Below are 19,411 nucleotides of genomic sequence, written 5' to 3' on the forward strand. Positions count from 1 at the left end.
TAGGCAAGAGGTTCACTGTCGTGGCTAAAGAAAAATTTGATCGTTCCCTTCCGCACGTCAACGTTGGCACCATCGGTCACGTTGACCACGGTAAAACCACTCTGACCGCAGCTCTGACTCGCGTCTGCTCCGAAGTTTTCGGTTCGGCCGTCGTCGAATTCGACAAGATCGACAGCGCTCCAGAAGAGAAAGCTCGCGGTATTACCATCAACACCGCGCACGTCGAGTACAACTCGAACATTCGTCACTACGCTCACGTTGACTGCCCAGGTCACGCTGACTACGTGAAGAACATGATCACCGGTGCTGCCCAGATGGACGGCGCGATCCTGGTTTGCTCGGCCGCCGATGGTCCGATGCCACAAACCCGTGAGCACATCCTGCTGTCCCGTCAGGTTGGCGTTCCGTACATCGTGGTCTTCCTGAACAAGGCTGACCTGGTAGACGACGCTGAGCTGCTGGAACTGGTTGAGATGGAAGTTCGCGACCTGCTGTCCACCTATGACTTCCCAGGCGACGACACTCCGATCATCATCGGTTCGGCTCGTATGGCGCTGGAAGGCAAAGACGACAACGAAATGGGTACCACCGCTGTCAAGCGCCTGGTTGAAACTCTGGACAGCTACATCCCAGAGCCAGAGCGTGCTATCGACAAGCCGTTCCTGATGCCAATCGAAGACGTATTCTCGATCTCGGGTCGTGGTACCGTAGTTACCGGTCGTATCGAGCGTGGTATCGTCCGCGTTCAGGACGCCCTGGAAATCGTTGGTCTGCGTGACACCACCACCACCACCTGCACCGGTGTTGAGATGTTCCGCAAGCTGCTGGACGAAGGTCGTGCTGGCGAGAACTGTGGCGTTCTGCTGCGTGGTACCAAGCGTGACGACGTTGAGCGTGGTCAGGTTCTGGTTAAGCCAGGTTCGGTTAAGCCGCACACCAAGTTCACCGCAGAAGTTTACGTTCTGAGCAAGGAAGAAGGCGGCCGTCATACTCCGTTCTTCAAAGGCTACCGTCCACAGTTCTACTTCCGTACTACTGACGTGACCGGTAACTGCGAGCTGCCAGAAGGCGTTGAAATGGTAATGCCAGGTGACAACATCCAGATGACTGTCACTCTGATCAAAACCATCGCAATGGAAGATGGTCTGCGTTTCGCTATCCGTGAAGGCGGTCGTACCGTCGGCGCTGGCGTCGTAGCCAAAATCATCGAGTAATTCTCGATAGGTTGAAAAAGCCCCCGCTCAGCGGGGGCTTTTTTTATTGGGTTGACACCCAATAGGGGCGTCTATAGAATCACGCCTCCTTTTAACGGGCGTAGTGCGCCCGGTGGGAATAGCAGCCTGGAGTCTGAAATCCAATGCAAAATCAGCAAATCCGTATCAGGTTGAAGGCTTTCGACCATCGCCTGATCGACCAATCCACCCAGGAAATCGTGGAAACCGCGAAACGTACTGGTGCTCAAGTGCGTGGTCCAATTCCACTGCCTACTCGTAAAGAGCGGTTCACCGTTCTGGTCTCCCCGCACGTCAACAAAGACGCGCGTGACCAGTACGAGATCCGTACTCATAAGCGCGTTCTGGACATCGTCCAGCCAACGGATAAAACCGTTGATGCTCTTATGAAGCTTGATCTTGCGGCAGGTGTGGAAGTGCAGATCAGCCTCGGCTAAGACTCGGGTCTTAGTCGTGTAACGCTCTGAAATGGGCGGCCATAGCGGGTGAAAGCCCCGTACACTCATGAGGTTTACAACATGACTATTGGTGTAGTCGGTCGTAAGTGCGGTATGACCCGCATTTTCACCGAAGAAGGTGTCTCCATTCCGGTCACGGTCATTGAGATCGAGCCGAATCGCGTCACCCAGTTCAAAACCGAAGAAACTGATGGCTACCGTGCAGTGCAGGTCACTGTTGGTGAGCGTCGTGCTTCGCGTGTGACTGCTGCTCAAGCAGGTCACTTCGCTAAAGCGAACGTTGCCGCTGGTCGCGGTGTCTGGGAGTTCCGTCTTGAAGAAGGCGACTACCAGGCTGGCGACTTGATCAATGCAGAAATCTTCGCTGCTGGCCAAATGGTAGATGTTACCGGTCAGTCGAAAGGTAAAGGCTTTGCCGGTACCATCAAGCGTTGGAATTTCCGCGGTCAAGATAATACCCACGGTAACTCCGTTTCCCACCGCGTCCCGGGCTCTATCGGCCAGTGCCAGACTCCTGGTCGTGTATTCAAGGGCAAAAAAATGTCCGGTCATATGGGCGCCGAGCGCGTGACCGTTCAGTCCCTGGAAGTAGTGCGCGTCGACGCTGAACGCAATCTGTTGCTGGTCAAGGGTGCCGTTCCTGGCGCTACTGGCGGTGATCTGGTTGTGCGTCCGGCTGCCAAGGCTCGCGGTTAAGGGGAAGCTGACATGCAACTAAATGTAAATGACGCTCAAGCGATCGAAGTTTCCGAACTGACTTTCGGTGGCGAATTCAACGAGACGCTGGTTCACCAAGCAGTCGTGGCCTACATGGCCGGCGGCCGTCAGGGCACCAAGCAGCAGAAAACCCGTTCCGACGTTGCTGGTGGCGGTAAGCGCCCATGGCGTCAGAAAGGTACTGGTCGTGCTCGTGCCGGTACTATCCGTAGCCCAATCTGGCGTGGCGGCGGTACCACTTTCGCAGCTCGTCCTCAAGACCACTCGCAGAAGCTCAACAAGAAGATGTACCGCGCAGCAATGCGTTCCATCCTCGCTGAGCTGGTGCGTACCGACCGTCTGGTCGTGGTTCAGGACTTCGCTGTTGAAGCGCCGAAAACCAAAGACCTGCTGAACAAGCTGAACGGCATGGGTCTGAGCGACGTACTGATCGTTTCTGACGCTGTTGATCAGAATCTGTACCTGGCTGCTCGCAACCTGCCGCACGTCGATGTACGTGACGTACAGGGTTCCGATCCGGTCAGTCTGATCGCATACGACAAAGTGTTGATCACTGTGTCGGCCGTGAAGAAATTCGAGGAGCTGCTGGGATGAACCAGGAACGCGTATTTAAAGTCCTCCTTGGCCCGCATGTTTCCGAGAAGGCTACCGTTCTGGCTGAGAAAAAAGGCCAGTTCGTATTCAAGGTTGCTACTGATGCAACCAAGCTGGAAATCAAGAAAGCTGTCGAAGGCCTGTTCGGCGTAAAAGTCGAAAACGTGTCGACTGTAAACGTTCTGGGTAAAACCAAGCGTACCGCACGTGGTCTGGGCAAGCGCAATGACTGGAAGAAGGCGATCGTCTCCCTTCAGCCAGGCCAAGATCTCGATTTCAGCAGCAGTGCTGAGTAAGGAAGGGGTGCATCATGGCAATCGTTAAATGCAAACCGACTTCCCCTGGCCGCCGTTTCGTGGTCAAGGTGGTCAACAAGGAGCTGCACAAAGGCGCTCCTCACGCACCGCTGCTCGAGAAGAAGTCGAAGTCTGGTGGTCGTAACAACAATGGCCGCATCACTACTCGTCACGTAGGCGGTGGTCATAAGCAGCATTACCGTATGGTCGATTTCCGTCGCAACGACAAAGATGGCATCGTCGCCACTGTCGAGCGTATCGAATACGATCCAAACCGTACTGCTCACATCGCACTGCTCTGCTACGCAGACGGCGAGCGCCGCTACATCATCGCCCCTAAAGGCGTGAGTGCTGGCGACCAGCTGATCGCGGGTGCACTGGCTCCAATCAAGCCAGGTAACTCCCTGCAACTGCGCAACATTCCAGTGGGTAGCACCATTCACGGCATCGAACTGAAGCCGGGCAAAGGTGCACAAATCGCTCGTTCCGCTGGTGCCTCGGCTCAGCTGATCGCTCGCGAAGGCGTCTACGTGACCGTTCGTCTGCGCTCCGGCGAGATGCGTAAAGTCCTGGCTGAATGCCGTGCGACCCTGGGTGAAGTCTCGAACTCCGAGCACAGCCTGCGTTCGCTGGGTAAAGCTGGTGCCAAACGCTGGCGTGGCGTTCGCCCAACCGTTCGTGGTGTTGCCATGAACCCGGTTGACCACCCACATGGTGGTGGTGAAGGTCGTACCTCCGGTGGTCGTCATCCGGTATCGCCATGGGGCTTCCCGACTAAGGGCGCGAAGACTCGTGGTAATAAGCGTACCGACAACATGATCGTCCGTCGTCGCAAGTAAATAGAGGGATACGACAGTGCCACGTTCTCTGAAAAAAGGTCCTTTTATCGATCTTCACCTACTGAAGAAGATCGAAGTGGCGGCGGAAAAGAACGATCGCAAACCAGTTAAGACCTGGTCGCGTCGTTCGATGATCCTGCCACAAATGGTCGGTCTGACCATCGCGGTACACAACGGTCGCCAACACGTCCCAGTTCTCGTGAACGAAGACATGGTCGGCCATAAACTGGGCGAGTTTGCCGGTACCCGCACTTATCGTGGGCACGTGGCTGACAAGAAAGCCAAGCGTTAAGGGGTAAGGAAATGGAAGTAGCCGCTAAGTTGTCGGGCGCTCGAATCTCCGCCCAGAAAGCCCGCTTGGTCGCCGACCAGATCCGCGGGAAGAAGGTGGGCGAAGCGCTCAACCTGTTGGCTTTCAGCAGCAAAAAAGCCGCTGAAATCATGAAAAAAGTCCTCGAGTCGGCCGTAGCCAACGCCGAGCATAACGAAGGCGCAGACGTTGATGACCTGAAGGTCTCCACCGTTTTCGTCAACGAAGGGCGTTCGCTGAAGCGCATCATGCCGCGTGCCAAAGGCCGCGCTGATCGCATCGTCAAGCGGTCTTGCCATATCACTGTCAAGGTTGCGGACAAGTAACGGAGTCGATCAGATGGGTCAGAAAGTACATCCCACTGGCATTCGCCTGGGAATCGTCAAGGAGCACACCTCCGTCTGGTACGCAGACGGTCGGACTTATGCGGACTATTTGCTCGCAGATCTGAATGTGCGTGAGTACCTCCAAGACAAACTAAAAAGCGCGTCCGTTAGCCGTATCGATATCCATCGCCCGGCTCAAACTGCACGCATCACCATCCACACCGCTCGTCCAGGTATCGTTATCGGGAAGAAAGGTGAGGATGTTGAAAAACTGCGTCAGGACCTGACCAAGCAAATGGGTGTGCCTGTGCACATCAATATCGAAGAGATCCGCAAGCCGGAACTCGACGGTATGCTGGTAGCTCAGAGCGTAGCTCAGCAGCTGGAGCGTCGTGTGATGTTCCGTCGCGCCATGAAGCGCGCCGTACAGAACGCCATGCGCATTGGTGCCAAAGGCATCAAGATCCAGGTGAGCGGTCGTCTCGGTGGTGCTGAAATCGCACGTACTGAATGGTATCGCGAAGGTCGTGTGCCGCTGCACACCCTGCGTGCTGACATCGACTATGCCACTTACGAAGCTCACACCACTTACGGTGTGATCGGTGTGAAGGTTTGGATTTTCAAAGGCGAAGTTATTGGTGGTCGCCAAGAAGAACTGAAACCACAAGCACCAGCGCCTCGTAAAAAAGCTGCTAAGTAAGGGGTACGCCAAATGTTGCAACCAAAGCGTACAAAATTCCGCAAGCAGATGACTGGCCACAACCGTGGTCTGGCACTGCGCGGTAGCAAAGTTAGCTTCGGCGAGTTTGCTCTGAAAGCTGTTGCTCGCGGTCGTCTCACCGCTCGCCAGATCGAATCGGCACGTCGTGCCCTGACTCGTCACGTAAAACGTGGCGGTAAGATCTGGATCCGTGTGTTCCCGGACAAGCCGATCTCCAAGAAGCCTCTCGAAGTGCGGATGGGTAAAGGTAAAGGTTCCGTGGAGTACTGGGTTGCCCAGATCCAGCCAGGCAAAGTCCTGTACGAGATCGAGGGTGTTTCTGAAGAGCTGGCGCGTGAGGCTTTCGCCTTGGCGGCTGCAAAGCTGCCTCTCGCCACCTCCTTTGTTAAGCGGACGGTGATGTGATGAAAGCGAATGAACTTCGTGAAAAATCAGCACAGCAGCTGAACGAGCAACTGCTCGGCTTGCTGCGCGACCAGTTCAATCTGCGTATGCAGAAAGCAACTGGCCAGTTGGGGCAGTCGCACCTGCTCTCGCAAGTTAAGCGTGACATCGCTCGCGTGAAAACTGTGCTCAACCAGCAGGCAGGTAAGTAATCATGGCTGAAGCTGAAAAAACCGTCCGTACGCTGACTGGCCGTGTCGTCAGCGACAAGATGGACAAAACCATCACCGTACTGATCGAGCGTCGCGTAAAGCACCCGATCTACGGTAAATACGTTAAGCGTTCGACTAAGCTGCACGCGCACGACGAAACCAATCAGTGCCATATCGGCGACAAGGTCTCCATCCGTGAGACTCGTCCGCTGGCCAAGACCAAAGCTTGGGCACTGGTTGAAGTTCTCGAACGCGCTGTTGAAGTCTAAGGGCTAAGGGTCGGAGAAATTTTATGATTCAGACTCAATCCATGCTCGATGTGGCCGATAACAGCGGCGCTCGTCGCGTCATGTGCATCAAGGTTCTCGGCGGTTCGCACCGCCGTTACGCCGGCATCGGTGACATCATCAAGGTAACCGTCAAGGAAGCAATTCCGCGCGGTAAAGTGAAGAAAGGCCAAGTGATGACTGCTGTTGTAGTCCGCACTCGCCACGGTGTCCGTCGTGCTGACGGCTCCATCATCCGCTTTGATGGCAATGCTGCTGTTCTGCTGAACAACAAGCAAGAGCCGATCGGCACCCGTATCTTTGGGCCAGTGACCCGTGAACTTCGTACTGAGAAGTTCATGAAGATCGTCTCGCTCGCCCCAGAAGTGCTGTAAGGAGATCCGACATGCAAAAGATTCGTCGTGACGACGAGATCATCGTGATCGCCGGCAAAGACAAAGGTAAGCGCGGTAAGGTGCTCAAGGTTCTCGCTGACGACCGTCTGGTCGTTGGTGGGATCAACCTGGTGAAGCGTCATACCAAGCCTAACCCGATGTCGGGCGTACAAGGCGGTATCGTCGAGAAAGAAGCGCCACTGCACGCTTCCAACGTCGCCATTTTCAACGGCGAAACCAACAAGGCTGACCGCGTTGGTTTCAAAGTAGAAGACGGCAAGAAAATTCGTGTCTTCAAGTCGACCCAAAAAGCGGTTGATGCTTGAACACTGCTAGGTAGAAGACCATGGCACGACTGAAAGAGATTTACCGGAAGGAAATTGCTCCCAAGCTTAAGGAAGAACTTAAGCTGGCGAACGTGATGGAAGTTCCGCGCGTTACCAAGATCACCCTGAACATGGGTCTGGGCGAAGCTGTCGGCGACAAAAAAGTCATCGAGCACGCTGTTGCTGACCTGGAGAAGATCACCGGTCAGAAAGCCGTTGTGACTTTCGCTCGGAAATCCATCGCGGGCTTCAAAGTCCGTGAGGGCTGGCCGATCGGCGTTAAAGTTACTCTGCGCCGTGATCGTATGTATGAATTCCTGGACCGCCTGCTGGCGATCTCCCTGCCTCGGGTTCGCGACTTCCGCGGCCTGAATGCCAAGTCCTTCGATGGTCGTGGCAACTACAGCATGGGCGTGAAAGAGCAGATCATTTTCCCGGAAATCGACTACGACAAGATCGATGCTCTGCGCGGTCTGGACATTACCCTGACCACCACTGCCAAGAACGATGACGAAGGCCGCGCTTTGCTGCGTGCTTTCAAATTCCCGTTCCGCAACTGATTGGAGTAGGAAAATGGCCAAGAAGAGCATGAAAAACCGTGAGCTGAAGCGTCAGCTCACTGTTGCCAAGTACGCCAAGAAGCGTGCCGAGCTGAAAGCGACCATCGTTAACCTGGAAGCAACTCCAGAAGAGCGTTTTACCGCTGTCGTAGCTCTGCAGAAGCAGCCACGTGACGCTAGCGCCTCGCGCCTGCGTAACCGCTGCCGCATCACCGGTCGTCCACACGGCGTTTACCGCAAGTTCGGCCTCGGCCGTAACAAGCTGCGTGAAGCAGCAATGCGCGGTGACGTTCCAGGTCTGGTTAAAGCCAGCTGGTAAGACGTACCGGCAGCGTCCAGGTGGCGGAAGAGCAATCTTCCGACCACCGGTGACATTGCATCGAAACAAGCCCCTTCTGGGGCTTGTTTCGTTTCTGGGATCTGTCTAGAATGACCGGCTCTCCTGAGCCCGGGTTTTTTGACCCTGCGCGTTCAGGCGACTGTAGTAGCCGAGAGGCTAATTTTTCTTGTATCAGGAGCGTCTAGCCCATGAGTATGCAGGACCCGTTAGCGGACATGCTAACTCGCATCCGTAATGCCCAGATGGCTGAAAAGTCCGTCGTAAGCATGCCTTCGTCGACTCTGAAGGTTGCGGTAGCCAAAGTTCTGAAAGACGAAGGTTACATCGCTGGCTATCAGGTCAGCAGCGAAGTAAAACCATCGCTTTCCATCGAGCTGAAATACTTCGAAGGCCGTCCGGTCATCGAGGAAGTCAAGCGCGTAAGTCGTCCAGGCCTGCGTCAGTACAAGTCCGTCGAAGAACTGCCGAAAGTACGTGGCGGTCTGGGCGTGTCTATCGTCTCCACCAACAAAGGTGTGATGACTGATCGTGCTGCGCGCGCTGCCGGTGTCGGCGGCGAAGTTCTCTGCACAGTGTTCTAAGGGGGGATAAGCATGTCTCGCGTCGCTAAGAACCCCGTTAAGCTGCCAGCCGGTGTCGAAGTAAAATTCGTCGGCCAGCAGCTTTCGGTGAAGGGTGCCAAGGGCACTCTCGAACTGAACGTTCACTCGTCCGTAGAAGTGATTGAAGAAGCCGGTGAGCTGCGTTTTGCTGCTCGCAATGGCGATCAACAAACCCGCGCTATGGCCGGTACTACCCGTGCCCTGGTAAACAACATGGTCCAAGGCGTAAGCCAAGGCTTCGAGCGTAAGCTCCAGCTGGTCGGTGTTGGTTACAAAGCACAAGCCAAAGGCACCGTGCTGAACCTGGCGCTCGGCTTCTCGCATCCAGTGGATTACGAACTGCCGGCAGGTATCACCGCTGAGACCCCAAGCCAGACCGATATCCTGATCAAGGGTATCGACAAGCAGCTGGTAGGTCAGGTGGCCGCTGAAATCCGCGACTTCCGTCCACCAGAGCCGTACAAAGGCAAGGGTGTGCGTTACGCGGACGAAGTCGTCCGTCGTAAAGAAGCCAAGAAGAAGTAGGGCCTAGCAAATGACCGACAAAAAAGTTACTCGACTGCGTCGCGCTCGCAAAGCACGCCTGAAAATGCACGAACTCGAAGTCGTGCGTCTCTGCGTGTTCCGCTCCTCGCAGCACATCTATGCCCAGGTCATTTCGGCCGACGGCAGCAAAGTCCTGGCCAGCGCCTCGACTTTGGACAAAGAACTGCGTGATGGCGCCACCGGCAACATCGACGCGGCCACTAAGGTTGGCAAGCTGGTAGCTGAGCGCGCGAAAGCCGCCGGTGTATCTCAAGTTGCCTTTGACCGTTCCGGCTTCAAGTACCACGGCCGCGTCAAGGCGCTGGCTGATGCTGCTCGTGAAGGCGGGCTGGAGTTCTAAGTTATGGCAAATAACGATCAAAAGCGCGACGAAGGCTACATCGAGAAGCTGGTTCAAGTTAACCGCGTTGCCAAAACCGTAAAAGGCGGCCGTATCTTCACCTTCACCGCGTTGACCGTGGTTGGTGATGGTAAAGGTCGTGTCGGCTTCGGCCGTGGCAAGTCGCGCGAAGTACCTGCTGCGATCCAGAAAGCCATGGAAGCTGCTCGTCGCAACATGATTCAGGTTGACCTGAACGGCACCACCCTGCAGTACGCCACCAAGTCCGCCCATGGCGCGTCGAAGGTGTACATGCAGCCTGCCTCCGAAGGTACCGGTATCATCGCCGGTGGCGCTATGCGTGCCGTCCTGGAAGTTGCTGGCGTTCAGAACGTCCTGGCCAAGTGCTATGGCTCGACCAACCCAGTAAACGTGGTTCACGCCACTTTCAAGGGTCTGAAGGCTATGCAATCTCCTGAGTCCATTGCTGCCAAGCGCGGCAAGAGCGTTGAGGAGATCCGCTGATCATGGCTACCGTTAAAGTTACGCTGATCAAAAGCACCGCCGGCCGTCTCCCTAACCACAAGCTGTGTGTTAAGGGTCTGGGTCTGCGCCGCATCGGTCACACTGTAGAAGTCCTGGATACTCCCGAGAACCGCGGGATGATCAACAAGGCTTACTACATGCTGCGCGTCGAGGGTTAATCGATGAAACTCAATGATCTGAGTCCAGCGCCGGGTTCCCGTCGCGAGAAGCATCGTCCGGGTCGTGGTATCGGTAGTGGTTTGGGTAAGACTGGTGGCCGTGGTCACAAAGGTCAAACCTCCCGCTCCGGTGGCACCATCGCTCCAGGCTTTGAAGGCGGTCAACAGCCGCTGCACCGTCGTCTGCCGAAGTTCGGCTTCGTTTCCCTGAAAGCCATGGACCGCGCAGAAGTGCGTCTGTCCGAACTGGCCAAAGTGGAAGGCGACGTTGTCACCGTGCAATCCTTGAAGGATGCCAACGTGATTAACCAGAACGTACAGCGTGTGAAAATCATGCTGTCGGGCGAAGTTACTCGCGCGGTCACCATCAAGGGTATCGCAGCCACCAAAGGTGCGCGTGCGGCTATCGAAGCAGCTGGCGGCAAGTTCGAGGAATAAATGGCTAAGCAAGGTGCTCTCTCTTCGCTCGGCAAAGGCGGGATGTCTGAACTTTGGGCTCGTCTGCGTTTTCTGTTTCTGGCGATCATCGTCTATCGGATAGGCGCACACATCCCAGTTCCAGGTATCAATCCGGACCGGCTGGCGGAACTGTTTCGACAGAATGAGGGGACCATTCTTAGCTTGTTCAACATGTTTTCCGGCGGCGCGCTGGAACGGATGAGCATCTTTGCACTGGGGATCATGCCGTACATTTCGGCATCGATCATCATGCAACTGATGACCGCCGTCAGCCCGCAGCTGGAGCAGTTGAAGAAGGAAGGTGAAGCTGGCCGTCGCAAGATCAGCCAGTACACCCGCTACGGCACCGTAATCCTGGCGCTGGTCCAGGCCATTGGCATGTCCATTGGTCTGGCCGGTCAGGGCGTGGCGTTTTCTGCTGATTTTGGCTTCCATTTCGTTGCGGTATCCACGTTTGTGGCTGGCGCGATGTTCATGATGTGGCTGGGTGAGCAGATCACGGAGCGCGGTGTAGGCAACGGTATCTCGATGTTGATCTTCGCAGGTATCGTCGCCGGTCTTCCGAGAGCAATCGGGCAGTCTTTCGAGTCTGCACGTACGGGCGATATCAACATTTTCGCTCTGGTCGCTATCGGTTTGCTGGCAGTAGCGATTATCGGTTTCGTGGTGTTCATTGAGCGTGGTCAGCGTCGTATCGCCGTTCACTACGCCAAGCGTCAGCAGGGCCGTAAGGTCTTCGCTGCGCAGACTAGCCACTTGCCGCTGAAAGTGAACATGGCGGGTGTTATTCCTGCCATTTTCGCGAGCAGCATCTTGCTGTTCCCGGCTTCGCTGGGTGCCTGGTTCGGTCAGTCCGAAGGTATGGGCTGGTTGCAGGACATCTCGCAGTCGATCGCTCCTGGTCAGCCGTTGAATATTCTGCTGTTTAGTGCAGGGATTATTTTCTTCTGCTTCTTCTATACGGCGTTGATGTTCAATCCGAAAGACGTAGCGGAGAACCTGAAGAAGTCCGGTGCCTTTATTCCGGGTATCCGTCCAGGTGAGCAGTCGGCGCGCTACATTGATGGCGTTCTGACCCGCTTGACCATGTTCGGTGCTCTTTATATGACGGCCGTCTGTCTGCTTCCCCAGTTCCTGGTGGTTGCGGCAAACGTTCCGTTCTACCTTGGCGGGACCTCGTTGCTGATTGTGGTAGTGGTTGTGATGGACTTCATGTCCCAAGTACAATCGCACCTCGTTTCGCACCAGTACGAATCCCTGATGAAGAAAGCCAACCTGAAAGGCTACGGCGGCAGCGGTTTGCTGCGCTGAGAGACCCTTAAGGTTCGAGGAGTTGGTGATGAAAGTTCGTGCATCGGTGAAAAAGCTGTGCCGTAACTGCAAAATTATTCGCCGCGAAGGTGTTGTTCGAGTAATTTGCAGTGCGGAACCACGTCACAAGCAGCGCCAAGGCTGAGTGTGATCTGCGCTTCAAACCCAGCAGCTAGTGCGCTGCTGGGTTGATTATTTGTTTCTACAGCGATATTATCTCGCGCCCTATTTCTTGGCTTCCGGGGCGTAGGTAGCTGTCAATTGGAGTCCCACTGAATGGCCCGTATTGCAGGCGTCAACATTCCAGATAACAAGCACACTGTTATCTCGCTGACCTACATCTATGGTGTTGGTCGCACTACTGCACAGAAAATCTGTGTAGAGACTGGGGTCAACCCAGCCGCTAAGATCAAGGATCTGAGCGACGAGCAGGTTGAATCGCTGCGTACTGAAGTTGCGAAGTACATCACCGAAGGTGATCTGCGTCGTGACATCAACATGAAAATCAAGCGGTTGATGGACCTGGGTTGCTACCGCGGCCTGCGTCATCGTCGGGGTCTGCCAGTACGCGGTCAGCGTACCAAGACCAACGCGCGTACCCGTAAGGGCCCGCGTAAGCCGATCCGCAAGTAATCGCACCAGCGAATCGACAGGAATTTAGAAATGGCAAAACCTGCTGCTCGTCCTCGTAAAAAAGTCAAAAAGACAGTGGTTGATGGCATCGCCCACATCCACGCGTCTTTTAACAACACCATCGTGACCATCACCGATCGTCAAGGTAACGCTCTGTCCTGGGCTACCTCCGGCGGTTCGGGTTTCCGCGGTTCCCGCAAGTCCACCCCGTTCGCTGCTCAAGTAGCTGCTGAGCGTGCTGGTCAAGCTGCGCTGGAATATGGTCTGAAGAACCTCGACGTCAACGTCAAGGGTCCAGGTCCAGGTCGTGAGTCCGCTGTTCGTGCTTTGAACGGTTGTGGCTATAAGATCGCCAGCATCACCGACGTGACGCCAATCCCGCATAACGGGTGCCGTCCGCCGAAGAAGCGCCGCGTGTAATCAGGAGACAGATAAATGGCACGTTACATTGGTCCAAAATGCAAACTGTCTCGTCGTGAAGGCACCGATCTGTTCCTGAAGAGCGGCGTTCGCGCTCTGGAATCGAAGTGCAACATCGAAGCAGCCCCAGGTATCCACGGTCAGCGTCGTGGTCGTCAGTCCGACTACGGCACCCAGCTGCGTGAGAAGCAAAAAGTACGTCGCATCTATGGCGTTCTCGAGCGTCAGTTCAGCGGTTACTACAAGGAAGCAGCCTCCAAGAAGGGTGCTACCGGCGAGAACCTGCTGCAATTGCTCGAATGCCGTCTGGATAACGTCGTTTATCGCATGGGCTTTGGCGCTACTCGTGCCGAATCCCGTCAGCTGGTTTCGCACAAAGCGATCAGCGTAAACGGCAAGACTGTAAACGTTCCGTCCTACCAAGTTCGTCCGGGTGACGTGGTCGCGGTTCGCGAGAAGTCGCTGAACCAGCTGCGCATTGTTCAAGCCCTTGAACTGTGCGCCCAGCGTGGCCGCGTTGAGTGGGTAGATGTGGATGCTGCTAAGAAGTCGGGCGTTTTCAAGAACGTTCCTGCTCGCAGCGACCTGTCCGCCGACATCAACGAAAGCCTGATTGTCGAGCTCTACTCCAAGTAAGGGCTAGAAAATAGGTGCATCCATGCAGATTTCGGTAAATGAGTTCCTGACGCCCCGCCATATCGATGTGCAGGTCGTCAGTCCAACCCGCGCTAAAATCACGCTCGAGCCTCTCGAGCGTGGCTTTGGCCATACCCTGGGCAACGCGCTGCGCCGCATCCTGTTGTCCTCCATGCCTGGCTGTGCAGTAGTCGAGGCCGAGATTGACGGTGTACTCCACGAGTACTCGGCAATCGAAGGTGTACAGGAAGATGTCATTGAAATCCTGTTGAACCTGAAAGGCCTGGCTATCAAACTGCACGGTCGTGACGAAGTTACGCTGACCTTGTCGAAAAAGGGTTCGGGGGTGGTTACCGCTGCCGATATTCAGCTGGATCATGATGTCGAGATCGTTAATCCCGATCACGTAATCGCTAACCTGGCGTCCAACGGCGCCCTGAACATGAAGCTCACCGTAGCTCGTGGTCGTGGTTATGAACCGGCCGATTCGCGTCAGAGCGATGAAGACGAAAGCCGCAGCATTGGTCGCTTGCAGCTCGACTCTTCGTTCAGCCCAGTTCGCCGTATCGCATACGTGGTGGAAAACGCCCGTGTCGAGCAGCGTACCAACCTGGACAAGCTGGTAATTGATCTGGAAACCAACGGTACTCTGGATCCTGAAGAGGCTATCCGTCGTGCTGCAACCATCCTGCAACAGCAGCTGGCTGCGTTCGTCGACCTCAAAGGTGACAGCGAACCTGTGGTAGTCGAACAGGAAGACGAGATCGATCCGATCCTGCTTCGTCCGGTTGACGATCTGGAATTGACCGTGCGTTCGGCCAACTGCCTTAAGGCGGAGAACATTTACTACATCGGCGATCTGATTCAGCGCACCGAAGTAGAACTGTTGAAGACTCCGAACCTGGGCAAGAAGTCCCTGACTGAAATCAAGGACGTTCTGGCCTCCCGTGGTCTGTCCCTCGGCATGCGCCTCGACAACTGGCCGCCTGCAAGTCTTAAGAAAGACGACAAGGCGACTGCCTGATCGTCGTAATCACCGAACGTAGTGTTTGGTAAGGAATGAATCATGCGTCATCGTAAAAGTGGACGTCACCTGAGCCGTACCAGCTCTCACCGCAAGGCTATGTTCCAGAACATGGCGGTGTCGCTGTTCGAGCACGAGCTGATCAAAACTACCCTGCCAAAAGCCAAGGAACTGCGCCGCGTTGCCGAGCCGCTGATCACCCTGGCCAAGGAAGACAGCGTAGCTAACCGTCGCCTGGCTTTCGACCGTACCCGTTCGAAAGAAATCGTCGGCAAGCTGTTCAACGATCTGGGCAAGCGCTATGCCACCCGTCAGGGCGGCTACCTGCGTATCCTCAAGTGCGGTTTCCGCGCTGGCGATAACGCACCTATGGCGTACGTCGAGCTGGTTGATCGTCCTGTCGGTGGCTCGGTAGAAGCTGCTGAGTAAGACGAACAGTCTGTAACAAGGAACCGGGCCTAGTGCCCGGTTTTTTGTGTGTGCGCCAGGCATGGCGCGTTGCGCGTAAGCGCAACCCGCTTGGCTGTGGTGGCCAAGCGGGTGACTTGGAGGTGAAAGTCCTCTACACACCCGGCAAGGGGAAGTGTTAGCCGGAGGCAAGGGTGTCGCGGGTGACCGCGAATCTGAAGGAAGCCCGAGGCAAAATGCTGGCCTGACGAACAGGAAGCGGATAGAGGCGGCACAGCGGGGTGAGGTGGCACAAATCGCCAAAGCCCAATACTTGCACGGAACGCTGTGACGTAGATCCGACAGGCATAAGCAGGAAGGTCGCGCGAATTACCCTGGGAGATCTGTACGTTTGCCATTGTGCTACCGCGCGTCGAAAGGCGACGGGATGAGCGTGCAGAAGTCAGCCGAAGCCGTAGTAAGTGGCGGTTAACCGCGCCACCAAGGGCCGAACAGGTTATGCCGCCAGTAGGCGTCGCCGTCTCGTTGGTAACCGTAATGCAGAAATTTCCCACAGCGGAAACTGTCATCCCGAGCTCCGGCCAGAAGCCGAGGGTGACGCCTGACAGTGCAAAGGTATCGACGGCGTCCGTGACGTGGACGAACGCGGAGCCGGACACGCTGATGGAGCGGGTGCTTGCACCGGCCAACCTCAGACGTGCGTATCAACGCGTGGTCAGCAACAAGGGAGCACCGGGTGCCGATGGCATGACGGTTGCTGACTTGGCGGGCTACGTGAGACAGTATTGGCCAACCCTCAAGGCCAGGTTACTGGCCGGTGAATACCAGCCCCAAGCAGTGCGAGCGGTTGAAATTCCCAAGCCGCAGGGCGGCACACGGCAACTGGGAATCCCCAGCGTCGTGGATCGCCTGATCCAGCAAGCACTGCAGCAGCAGCTCACACCTATCTTCGACCCACTGTTCTCGGACTACAGCTATGGTTTTCGTCCGGGCAGAAGTACGCATCAAGCCATCGAGATGGCTCGTGCTCATGTGACAGCGGGACACCGCTGGTGCGTGGAACTCGATCTGGAGAAGTTTTTCGATCGGGTCAATCACGACATCCTCATGGCCTGCATCGAACGTCGGATCAAAGACAAGTGCGTACTCAGGCTTATCCGCCGCTACCTTGAAGCCGGGATCATGTCGGGCGGTGTCGTCAGCCCACGGCAGGAGGGGACGCCGCAAGGCGGCCCGCTTTCGCCGTTGCTGTCGAACATCCTGCTCGACGAACTCGACCGCGAGCTGGAGCGACGGGGCCATCGCTTCGTACGTTATGCCGATGATGCGAACATCTATGTACGCAGTCCCCGGGCCGGCGAACGGGTGTTGGTCAGCGTCGAGCGCTTCCTGAGAGAACGTCTGAAGCTGACGGTGAACAGGAAGAAAAGCCAAGTGGCAAGGGCGTGGAAGTGCGACTACCTAGGCTATGGGATAAGCTGGCACCAGCAGCCAAGGCTGCGCGTGGCAAGGATGAGCCTAGACCGCTTACGCGACCGGCTCAGAATGCTGCTGCGCAGCGTACGGGCTCGCAAAATGGCGACTGTCATCGAGCGGATCAACCCCGTCCTGAGAGGCTGGGCTAGCTACTTCAAGCTCAGCCAGAGCAAGCGGCCGCTTGAGGAACTGGATGGTTGGGTCAGGCACAAACTCCGCTGCGTCATCTGGCGTCAATGGAAGCAGCCTCCCACGAGGCTGAGAAACTTGATGCGCCTGGGGTTGAGCGAGGAGCGTGCCAACAAGTCAGCCTTCAATGGCCGAGGTCCATGGTGGAATTCGGGAGCGCAACATATGAACTACGCGCTGCCAAAGAAACTGTGGGACCGGCTCGGGCTGGTCTCGATACTGGATACGATTAACCGGCTTAGCCGCGTAACCTGAACCGCCGTGTACGGAACCGTACGCACGGTGGTGTGAGAGGACGGCGGGTGTGAATCCGCCTCCTACTCGATCTGCACGTATTGTATTAATCTATTGATCTGAGTCATGTAATGAATTTGGTGTTGTCATAGTACTGGTCGATACTCAATCCCAAGCCGATTAGCCGGCCGTTCAAGACCGATAGGGAGATAGAGCATGAGCCAGAAGACAATACTGACCACCGCTAGCGGAGCGCCAGTCGCCGACAACCAGAATTCGCGCTCGGCAGGCCCGAGAGGCCCGTTGTTGCTGGACGATTTCCACCTGATCGAGAAGCTCGCGCATTTCAACCGCGAGAACATTCCTGAGCGTCGCGTGCATGCCAAAGGTTCGGGGGCTTACGGCACCTTCACGGTAACCCGTGACATCACCCAGTACAGTTGCGCCAAACTGTTCAGCACTGTCGGCAAGCAGACCGAGACCTTCCTGCGTTTTTCCACCGTCGGCGGTGAGCGTGGCTCGGCCGACACTGAGCGAGATCCGCGCGGTTTCGCCCTGAAGTTCTACACCGAAGAAGGTAACTGGGACATTGTTGGCAACAACACCCCCGTATTCTTCATTCGTGACCCGCTCAAGTTTCCAGACTTTATCCATACCCAGAAGCGCCTGCCACAAAGCAACCTGAAGAGCGCACAGATGATGTGGGATTTCTGGTCGCATTCGCCTGAAGCCCTGCACCAGGTCACCATTCTGTTCTCCGACCGTGGTATTCCGGATGGTTACCGTCACATGCACGGCTTTGGCAGCCACACTTACAGCCTGATTAATGCTCAGGGTGAGCGCACGTGGGTCAAGTGGCATTTCAAGACCAAGCAGGGGATCAAGAACCTGGCTCCGGCTGAGGCTGCACGCCTGGCAGGCACCGACCCTGACTACGCTCAACGCGATCTGTTCGAAGCCATCGAGCGCGGTGACTTCCCCAAGTGGGCGGTCTGCATCCAGGTCATGAGTGAAGAAGAAGCAGCTTCCCGCGATGAGAACCCTTTCGACGTTACCAAGACCTGGTCGCAGAAGGATTACCCGCTGATCGAAATCGGTGAGCTGGAGCTCAACCGCAACCCGCTCAACTACTTTGCAGAGGTCGAGCAGGCAGCGTTCGGCCCAAGCAACATGGTGCCAGGTGTCGGCCTTTCACCAGACCGCATGCTCCAGGGGCGCGTATTCGCCTATGCAGACGCTCATCGCTACCGGGTTGGTACCAACCATCAGCAACTGCCGGTAAACGCCCCACGTAGTCCGGTCAACAGCTACCAGCGCGATGGAGCCATGGCATTTGGCAGCAATGGTGGCGCGGCGCCGAACTATGAGCCAAACAGCTACGCCAACGCCCCGAAACAAGCACCGCAGTTCGCGGAGCCCCCACTTGCGCTCAACGGCGTTGCCGATCGCTACGATCACCGTGAAGACACCGACTACTACAGCCATGCCGGTGCACTGTTCCGGTTGATGAACGACGATCAGAAGGCTCTTCTGATCAGCAACATTGCCGGCGCCATGGCAGGCGTATCCGAGGATGTAGTTCAGCGCCAGTTGCAACACTTCTTCAAGGCTGATCCGGCCTATGGCGACGGGATTGCCAACGCATTGGGCATAAAACTCGCCTAAGTCGAAGTGATAAACAGAACCGCCCTCATTTGGGCGGTTTTTCAATGAATATCACTACCGTTTACCGACTTTTTTCCACTTTATTGCGTAAATCTCAGTGACCCCGCGATCATCCTGGTTCAAACTAAGACTTTCAAACAGGGAGAGGCAGGGCGATGCAAGGTCACCCGGACGTAATCGATTATCTCAACACGTTGCTGACGGGCGAACTGGCGGCACGCGACCAATACTTCATTCATTCGCGGATGTACGAAGACTGGGGCTTGAGCAAGCTCTACGAGCGTATCAACCACGAGATGGAAGAAGAGGCGCAACACGCCGATGCCCTGATGCGTCGCATCCTCATGCTTGAAGGTACCCCGCGTATGCGTCCTGACGATCTCGATGTCGGCGCTACCGTACCCGACATGATCGCTGCCGACCTGCGCCTGGAGTACAAGGTCCGCGCTGCGTTGTGCAAAGGGATCGAGCTGTGCGAGCTGCACAAGGATTACATCAGTCGCGACATCCTGCGCCTGCAGTTGGCCGACACCGAAGAAGATCACACCTACTGGCTGGAAAAGCAGCAGGGCCTGATCAAGTCGATTGGCTTGGAGAATTACCTGCAATCGCAGATGTAATTTTCTTGGAACAAAAAGAAGCCCCGCCAGTGCGGGGCTTTTTTGTGTGCGCCAGGCATGGCGCGTTGCGCGTAAGCGCAACCCGCTTGGCTGTGGTGGCCAAGCGGGTGACTTGGAGGTGAAAGTCCTCTACACACCCGGCAAGGGGAAGTGTTAGCCGGAGGCAAGGGTGTCGCGGGTGACCGCGAA

General features: G+C 56.1%; 32 protein-coding genes. All 32 read left to right on the plus strand.

The genetic code is table 11. The features are described 5' to 3' along the window. Positions 1-20: 20 nt before the first annotated feature. The 32 genes from tuf to bfr all read left to right on the plus strand — a co-directional run bounded on the left by tuf (position 21) and on the right by bfr (position 19,222). A complete protein-coding gene (gene tuf / locus NPS58_RS06515) occupies positions 21-1,214 on the plus strand; it encodes an elongation factor Tu (RefSeq protein WP_105642145.1) in 1,194 nt (397 codons plus the stop codon). Between the two features lie 143 nt (positions 1,215-1,357). Continuing rightward, entirely contained in the window at positions 1,358-1,669 is a 312-nt protein-coding gene (gene rpsJ / locus NPS58_RS06520; RefSeq protein WP_003186070.1) for a 30S ribosomal protein S10, read from the plus strand. 81 nt (positions 1,670-1,750) lie between these two features. After that, positions 1,751-2,386, plus strand: a complete 636-nt coding sequence (rplC, locus tag NPS58_RS06525; protein ID WP_028944484.1) for a 50S ribosomal protein L3 — start codon at positions 1,751-1,753, stop codon at positions 2,384-2,386. A 12-nt stretch (positions 2,387-2,398) separates the two neighbouring features. Continuing rightward, positions 2,399-3,001: a 50S ribosomal protein L4 gene (gene rplD, locus NPS58_RS06530; protein WP_010220305.1), complete on the plus strand. Its 603-nt coding sequence runs from the start codon at positions 2,399-2,401 to the stop codon at positions 2,999-3,001. Continuing rightward, positions 2,998-3,297, plus strand: coding sequence for a 50S ribosomal protein L23 (gene rplW / locus NPS58_RS06535; RefSeq protein WP_010220306.1), 300 nt, complete (start codon positions 2,998-3,000; stop codon positions 3,295-3,297). The genes rplD and rplW overlap by 4 nt, the downstream gene beginning before the upstream one ends. 14 nt (positions 3,298-3,311) lie before the next feature. After that, the gene (gene rplB / locus NPS58_RS06540; protein WP_028944482.1) at positions 3,312-4,136 is read left to right on the plus strand and encodes a 50S ribosomal protein L2; all 825 of its coding nucleotides are present in this window, start codon (positions 3,312-3,314) and stop codon (positions 4,134-4,136) included. A gap of 16 nt (positions 4,137-4,152) precedes the next feature. Next, positions 4,153-4,428: a 30S ribosomal protein S19 gene (rpsS, locus tag NPS58_RS06545; protein WP_002555486.1), complete on the plus strand. Its 276-nt coding sequence runs from the start codon at positions 4,153-4,155 to the stop codon at positions 4,426-4,428. Positions 4,429-4,439: 11 nt separating this feature from the next. Beyond that, positions 4,440-4,772, plus strand: coding sequence for a 50S ribosomal protein L22 (gene rplV / locus NPS58_RS06550; protein WP_003103908.1), 333 nt, complete (start codon positions 4,440-4,442; stop codon positions 4,770-4,772). Between the two features lie 13 nt (positions 4,773-4,785). Further along, positions 4,786-5,472, plus strand: coding sequence for a 30S ribosomal protein S3 (gene rpsC / locus NPS58_RS06555; RefSeq protein WP_010220308.1), 687 nt, complete (start codon positions 4,786-4,788; stop codon positions 5,470-5,472). A gap of 12 nt (positions 5,473-5,484) precedes the next feature. Further along, positions 5,485-5,898 carry a 50S ribosomal protein L16 gene (rplP, locus tag NPS58_RS06560; RefSeq protein ID WP_003255479.1) on the plus strand — a complete coding sequence of 138 codons (414 nt, stop codon included), beginning with the start codon at positions 5,485-5,487 and terminating at the stop codon, positions 5,896-5,898. Then, positions 5,898-6,089, plus strand: coding sequence for a 50S ribosomal protein L29 (rpmC, locus tag NPS58_RS06565; RefSeq protein ID WP_002555481.1), 192 nt, complete (start codon positions 5,898-5,900; stop codon positions 6,087-6,089). Before rplP ends, rpmC begins: the two co-directional genes overlap by 1 nt. A 2-nt stretch (positions 6,090-6,091) precedes the next feature. Then, entirely contained in the window at positions 6,092-6,358 is a 267-nt protein-coding gene (gene rpsQ, locus NPS58_RS06570) for a 30S ribosomal protein S17 (protein WP_028944481.1), read from the plus strand. A gap of 23 nt (positions 6,359-6,381) precedes the next feature. Then, on the plus strand, positions 6,382-6,750 hold the full coding sequence (gene rplN / locus NPS58_RS06575; protein ID WP_002555479.1) for a 50S ribosomal protein L14: 369 nt from the start codon (positions 6,382-6,384) through the stop codon (positions 6,748-6,750). Between the two features lie 11 nt (positions 6,751-6,761). Further along, the gene (rplX, locus tag NPS58_RS06580; RefSeq protein ID WP_009397501.1) at positions 6,762-7,076 is read left to right on the plus strand and encodes a 50S ribosomal protein L24; all 315 of its coding nucleotides are present in this window, start codon (positions 6,762-6,764) and stop codon (positions 7,074-7,076) included. 20 nt (positions 7,077-7,096) lie between these two features. Beyond that, entirely contained in the window at positions 7,097-7,636 is a 540-nt protein-coding gene (gene rplE, locus NPS58_RS06585; protein WP_028944480.1) for a 50S ribosomal protein L5, read from the plus strand. Between the two features lie 13 nt (positions 7,637-7,649). Then, positions 7,650-7,955: a 30S ribosomal protein S14 gene (rpsN, locus tag NPS58_RS06590; protein ID WP_274114515.1), complete on the plus strand. Its 306-nt coding sequence runs from the start codon at positions 7,650-7,652 to the stop codon at positions 7,953-7,955. 209 nt (positions 7,956-8,164) lie between these two features. Beyond that, positions 8,165-8,557 (plus strand): 30S ribosomal protein S8, encoded by a 393-nt coding sequence (gene rpsH, locus NPS58_RS06595; RefSeq protein WP_010220313.1) that lies wholly within the window; start codon positions 8,165-8,167, stop codon positions 8,555-8,557. 12 nt (positions 8,558-8,569) lie between these two features. Continuing rightward, positions 8,570-9,103 (plus strand): 50S ribosomal protein L6, encoded by a 534-nt coding sequence (gene rplF, locus NPS58_RS06600; RefSeq protein ID WP_028944479.1) that lies wholly within the window; start codon positions 8,570-8,572, stop codon positions 9,101-9,103. Positions 9,104-9,113: 10 nt separating this feature from the next. After that, positions 9,114-9,464, plus strand: a complete 351-nt coding sequence (gene rplR / locus NPS58_RS06605) for a 50S ribosomal protein L18 (protein WP_009397496.1) — start codon at positions 9,114-9,116, stop codon at positions 9,462-9,464. 3 nt (positions 9,465-9,467) lie between these two features. Continuing rightward, complete coding sequence (rpsE, locus tag NPS58_RS06610; RefSeq protein WP_010220316.1) at positions 9,468-9,968, plus strand: 30S ribosomal protein S5; 501 nt, start codon at positions 9,468-9,470, stop codon at positions 9,966-9,968. Positions 9,969-9,970: 2 nt separating this feature from the next. Further along, the gene (rpmD, locus tag NPS58_RS06615; protein WP_010220317.1) at positions 9,971-10,147 is read left to right on the plus strand and encodes a 50S ribosomal protein L30; all 177 of its coding nucleotides are present in this window, start codon (positions 9,971-9,973) and stop codon (positions 10,145-10,147) included. A gap of 3 nt (positions 10,148-10,150) precedes the next feature. Next, entirely contained in the window at positions 10,151-10,585 is a 435-nt protein-coding gene (rplO, locus tag NPS58_RS06620) for a 50S ribosomal protein L15 (RefSeq protein ID WP_010220318.1), read from the plus strand. Then, positions 10,586-11,917, plus strand: coding sequence for a preprotein translocase subunit SecY (gene secY, locus NPS58_RS06625; protein WP_010220319.1), 1,332 nt, complete (start codon positions 10,586-10,588; stop codon positions 11,915-11,917). Between the two features lie 28 nt (positions 11,918-11,945). Continuing rightward, positions 11,946-12,062, plus strand: coding sequence for a 50S ribosomal protein L36 (rpmJ, locus tag NPS58_RS06630; protein ID WP_002555468.1), 117 nt, complete (start codon positions 11,946-11,948; stop codon positions 12,060-12,062). A gap of 131 nt (positions 12,063-12,193) precedes the next feature. Next, a complete protein-coding gene (rpsM, locus tag NPS58_RS06635; protein WP_028944477.1) occupies positions 12,194-12,550 on the plus strand; it encodes a 30S ribosomal protein S13 in 357 nt (118 codons plus the stop codon). Between the two features lie 30 nt (positions 12,551-12,580). Continuing rightward, the gene (gene rpsK, locus NPS58_RS06640; RefSeq protein ID WP_002555466.1) at positions 12,581-12,970 is read left to right on the plus strand and encodes a 30S ribosomal protein S11; all 390 of its coding nucleotides are present in this window, start codon (positions 12,581-12,583) and stop codon (positions 12,968-12,970) included. 15 nt (positions 12,971-12,985) lie between these two features. Then, positions 12,986-13,606: a 30S ribosomal protein S4 gene (rpsD, locus tag NPS58_RS06645; protein ID WP_028944476.1), complete on the plus strand. Its 621-nt coding sequence runs from the start codon at positions 12,986-12,988 to the stop codon at positions 13,604-13,606. 22 nt (positions 13,607-13,628) lie between these two features. Then, on the plus strand, positions 13,629-14,630 hold the full coding sequence (locus NPS58_RS06650; RefSeq protein WP_003186012.1) for a DNA-directed RNA polymerase subunit alpha: 1,002 nt from the start codon (positions 13,629-13,631) through the stop codon (positions 14,628-14,630). Positions 14,631-14,672: 42 nt separating this feature from the next. Next, positions 14,673-15,059 (plus strand): 50S ribosomal protein L17, encoded by a 387-nt coding sequence (rplQ, locus tag NPS58_RS06655; protein WP_002555463.1) that lies wholly within the window; start codon positions 14,673-14,675, stop codon positions 15,057-15,059. 477 nt (positions 15,060-15,536) lie between these two features. Beyond that, the gene (gene ltrA, locus NPS58_RS06660) at positions 15,537-16,958 is read left to right on the plus strand and encodes a group II intron reverse transcriptase/maturase (RefSeq protein WP_003253430.1); all 1,422 of its coding nucleotides are present in this window, start codon (positions 15,537-15,539) and stop codon (positions 16,956-16,958) included. A 195-nt stretch (positions 16,959-17,153) separates the two neighbouring features. Next, the gene (locus NPS58_RS06665; protein ID WP_274114519.1) at positions 17,154-18,602 is read left to right on the plus strand and encodes a catalase; all 1,449 of its coding nucleotides are present in this window, start codon (positions 17,154-17,156) and stop codon (positions 18,600-18,602) included. A 155-nt stretch (positions 18,603-18,757) separates the two neighbouring features. Then, positions 18,758-19,222, plus strand: coding sequence for a bacterioferritin (gene bfr, locus NPS58_RS06670; protein WP_028944474.1), 465 nt, complete (start codon positions 18,758-18,760; stop codon positions 19,220-19,222). The last annotated feature ends 189 nt before the right edge of the window (positions 19,223-19,411 follow it).

Origin of the sequence: Pseudomonas putida, from assembly GCF_028682455.1 — a bacterium.
Taxonomy (GTDB): Bacteria; Pseudomonadota; Gammaproteobacteria; order Pseudomonadales; family Pseudomonadaceae; genus Aquipseudomonas; species Aquipseudomonas putida_AA.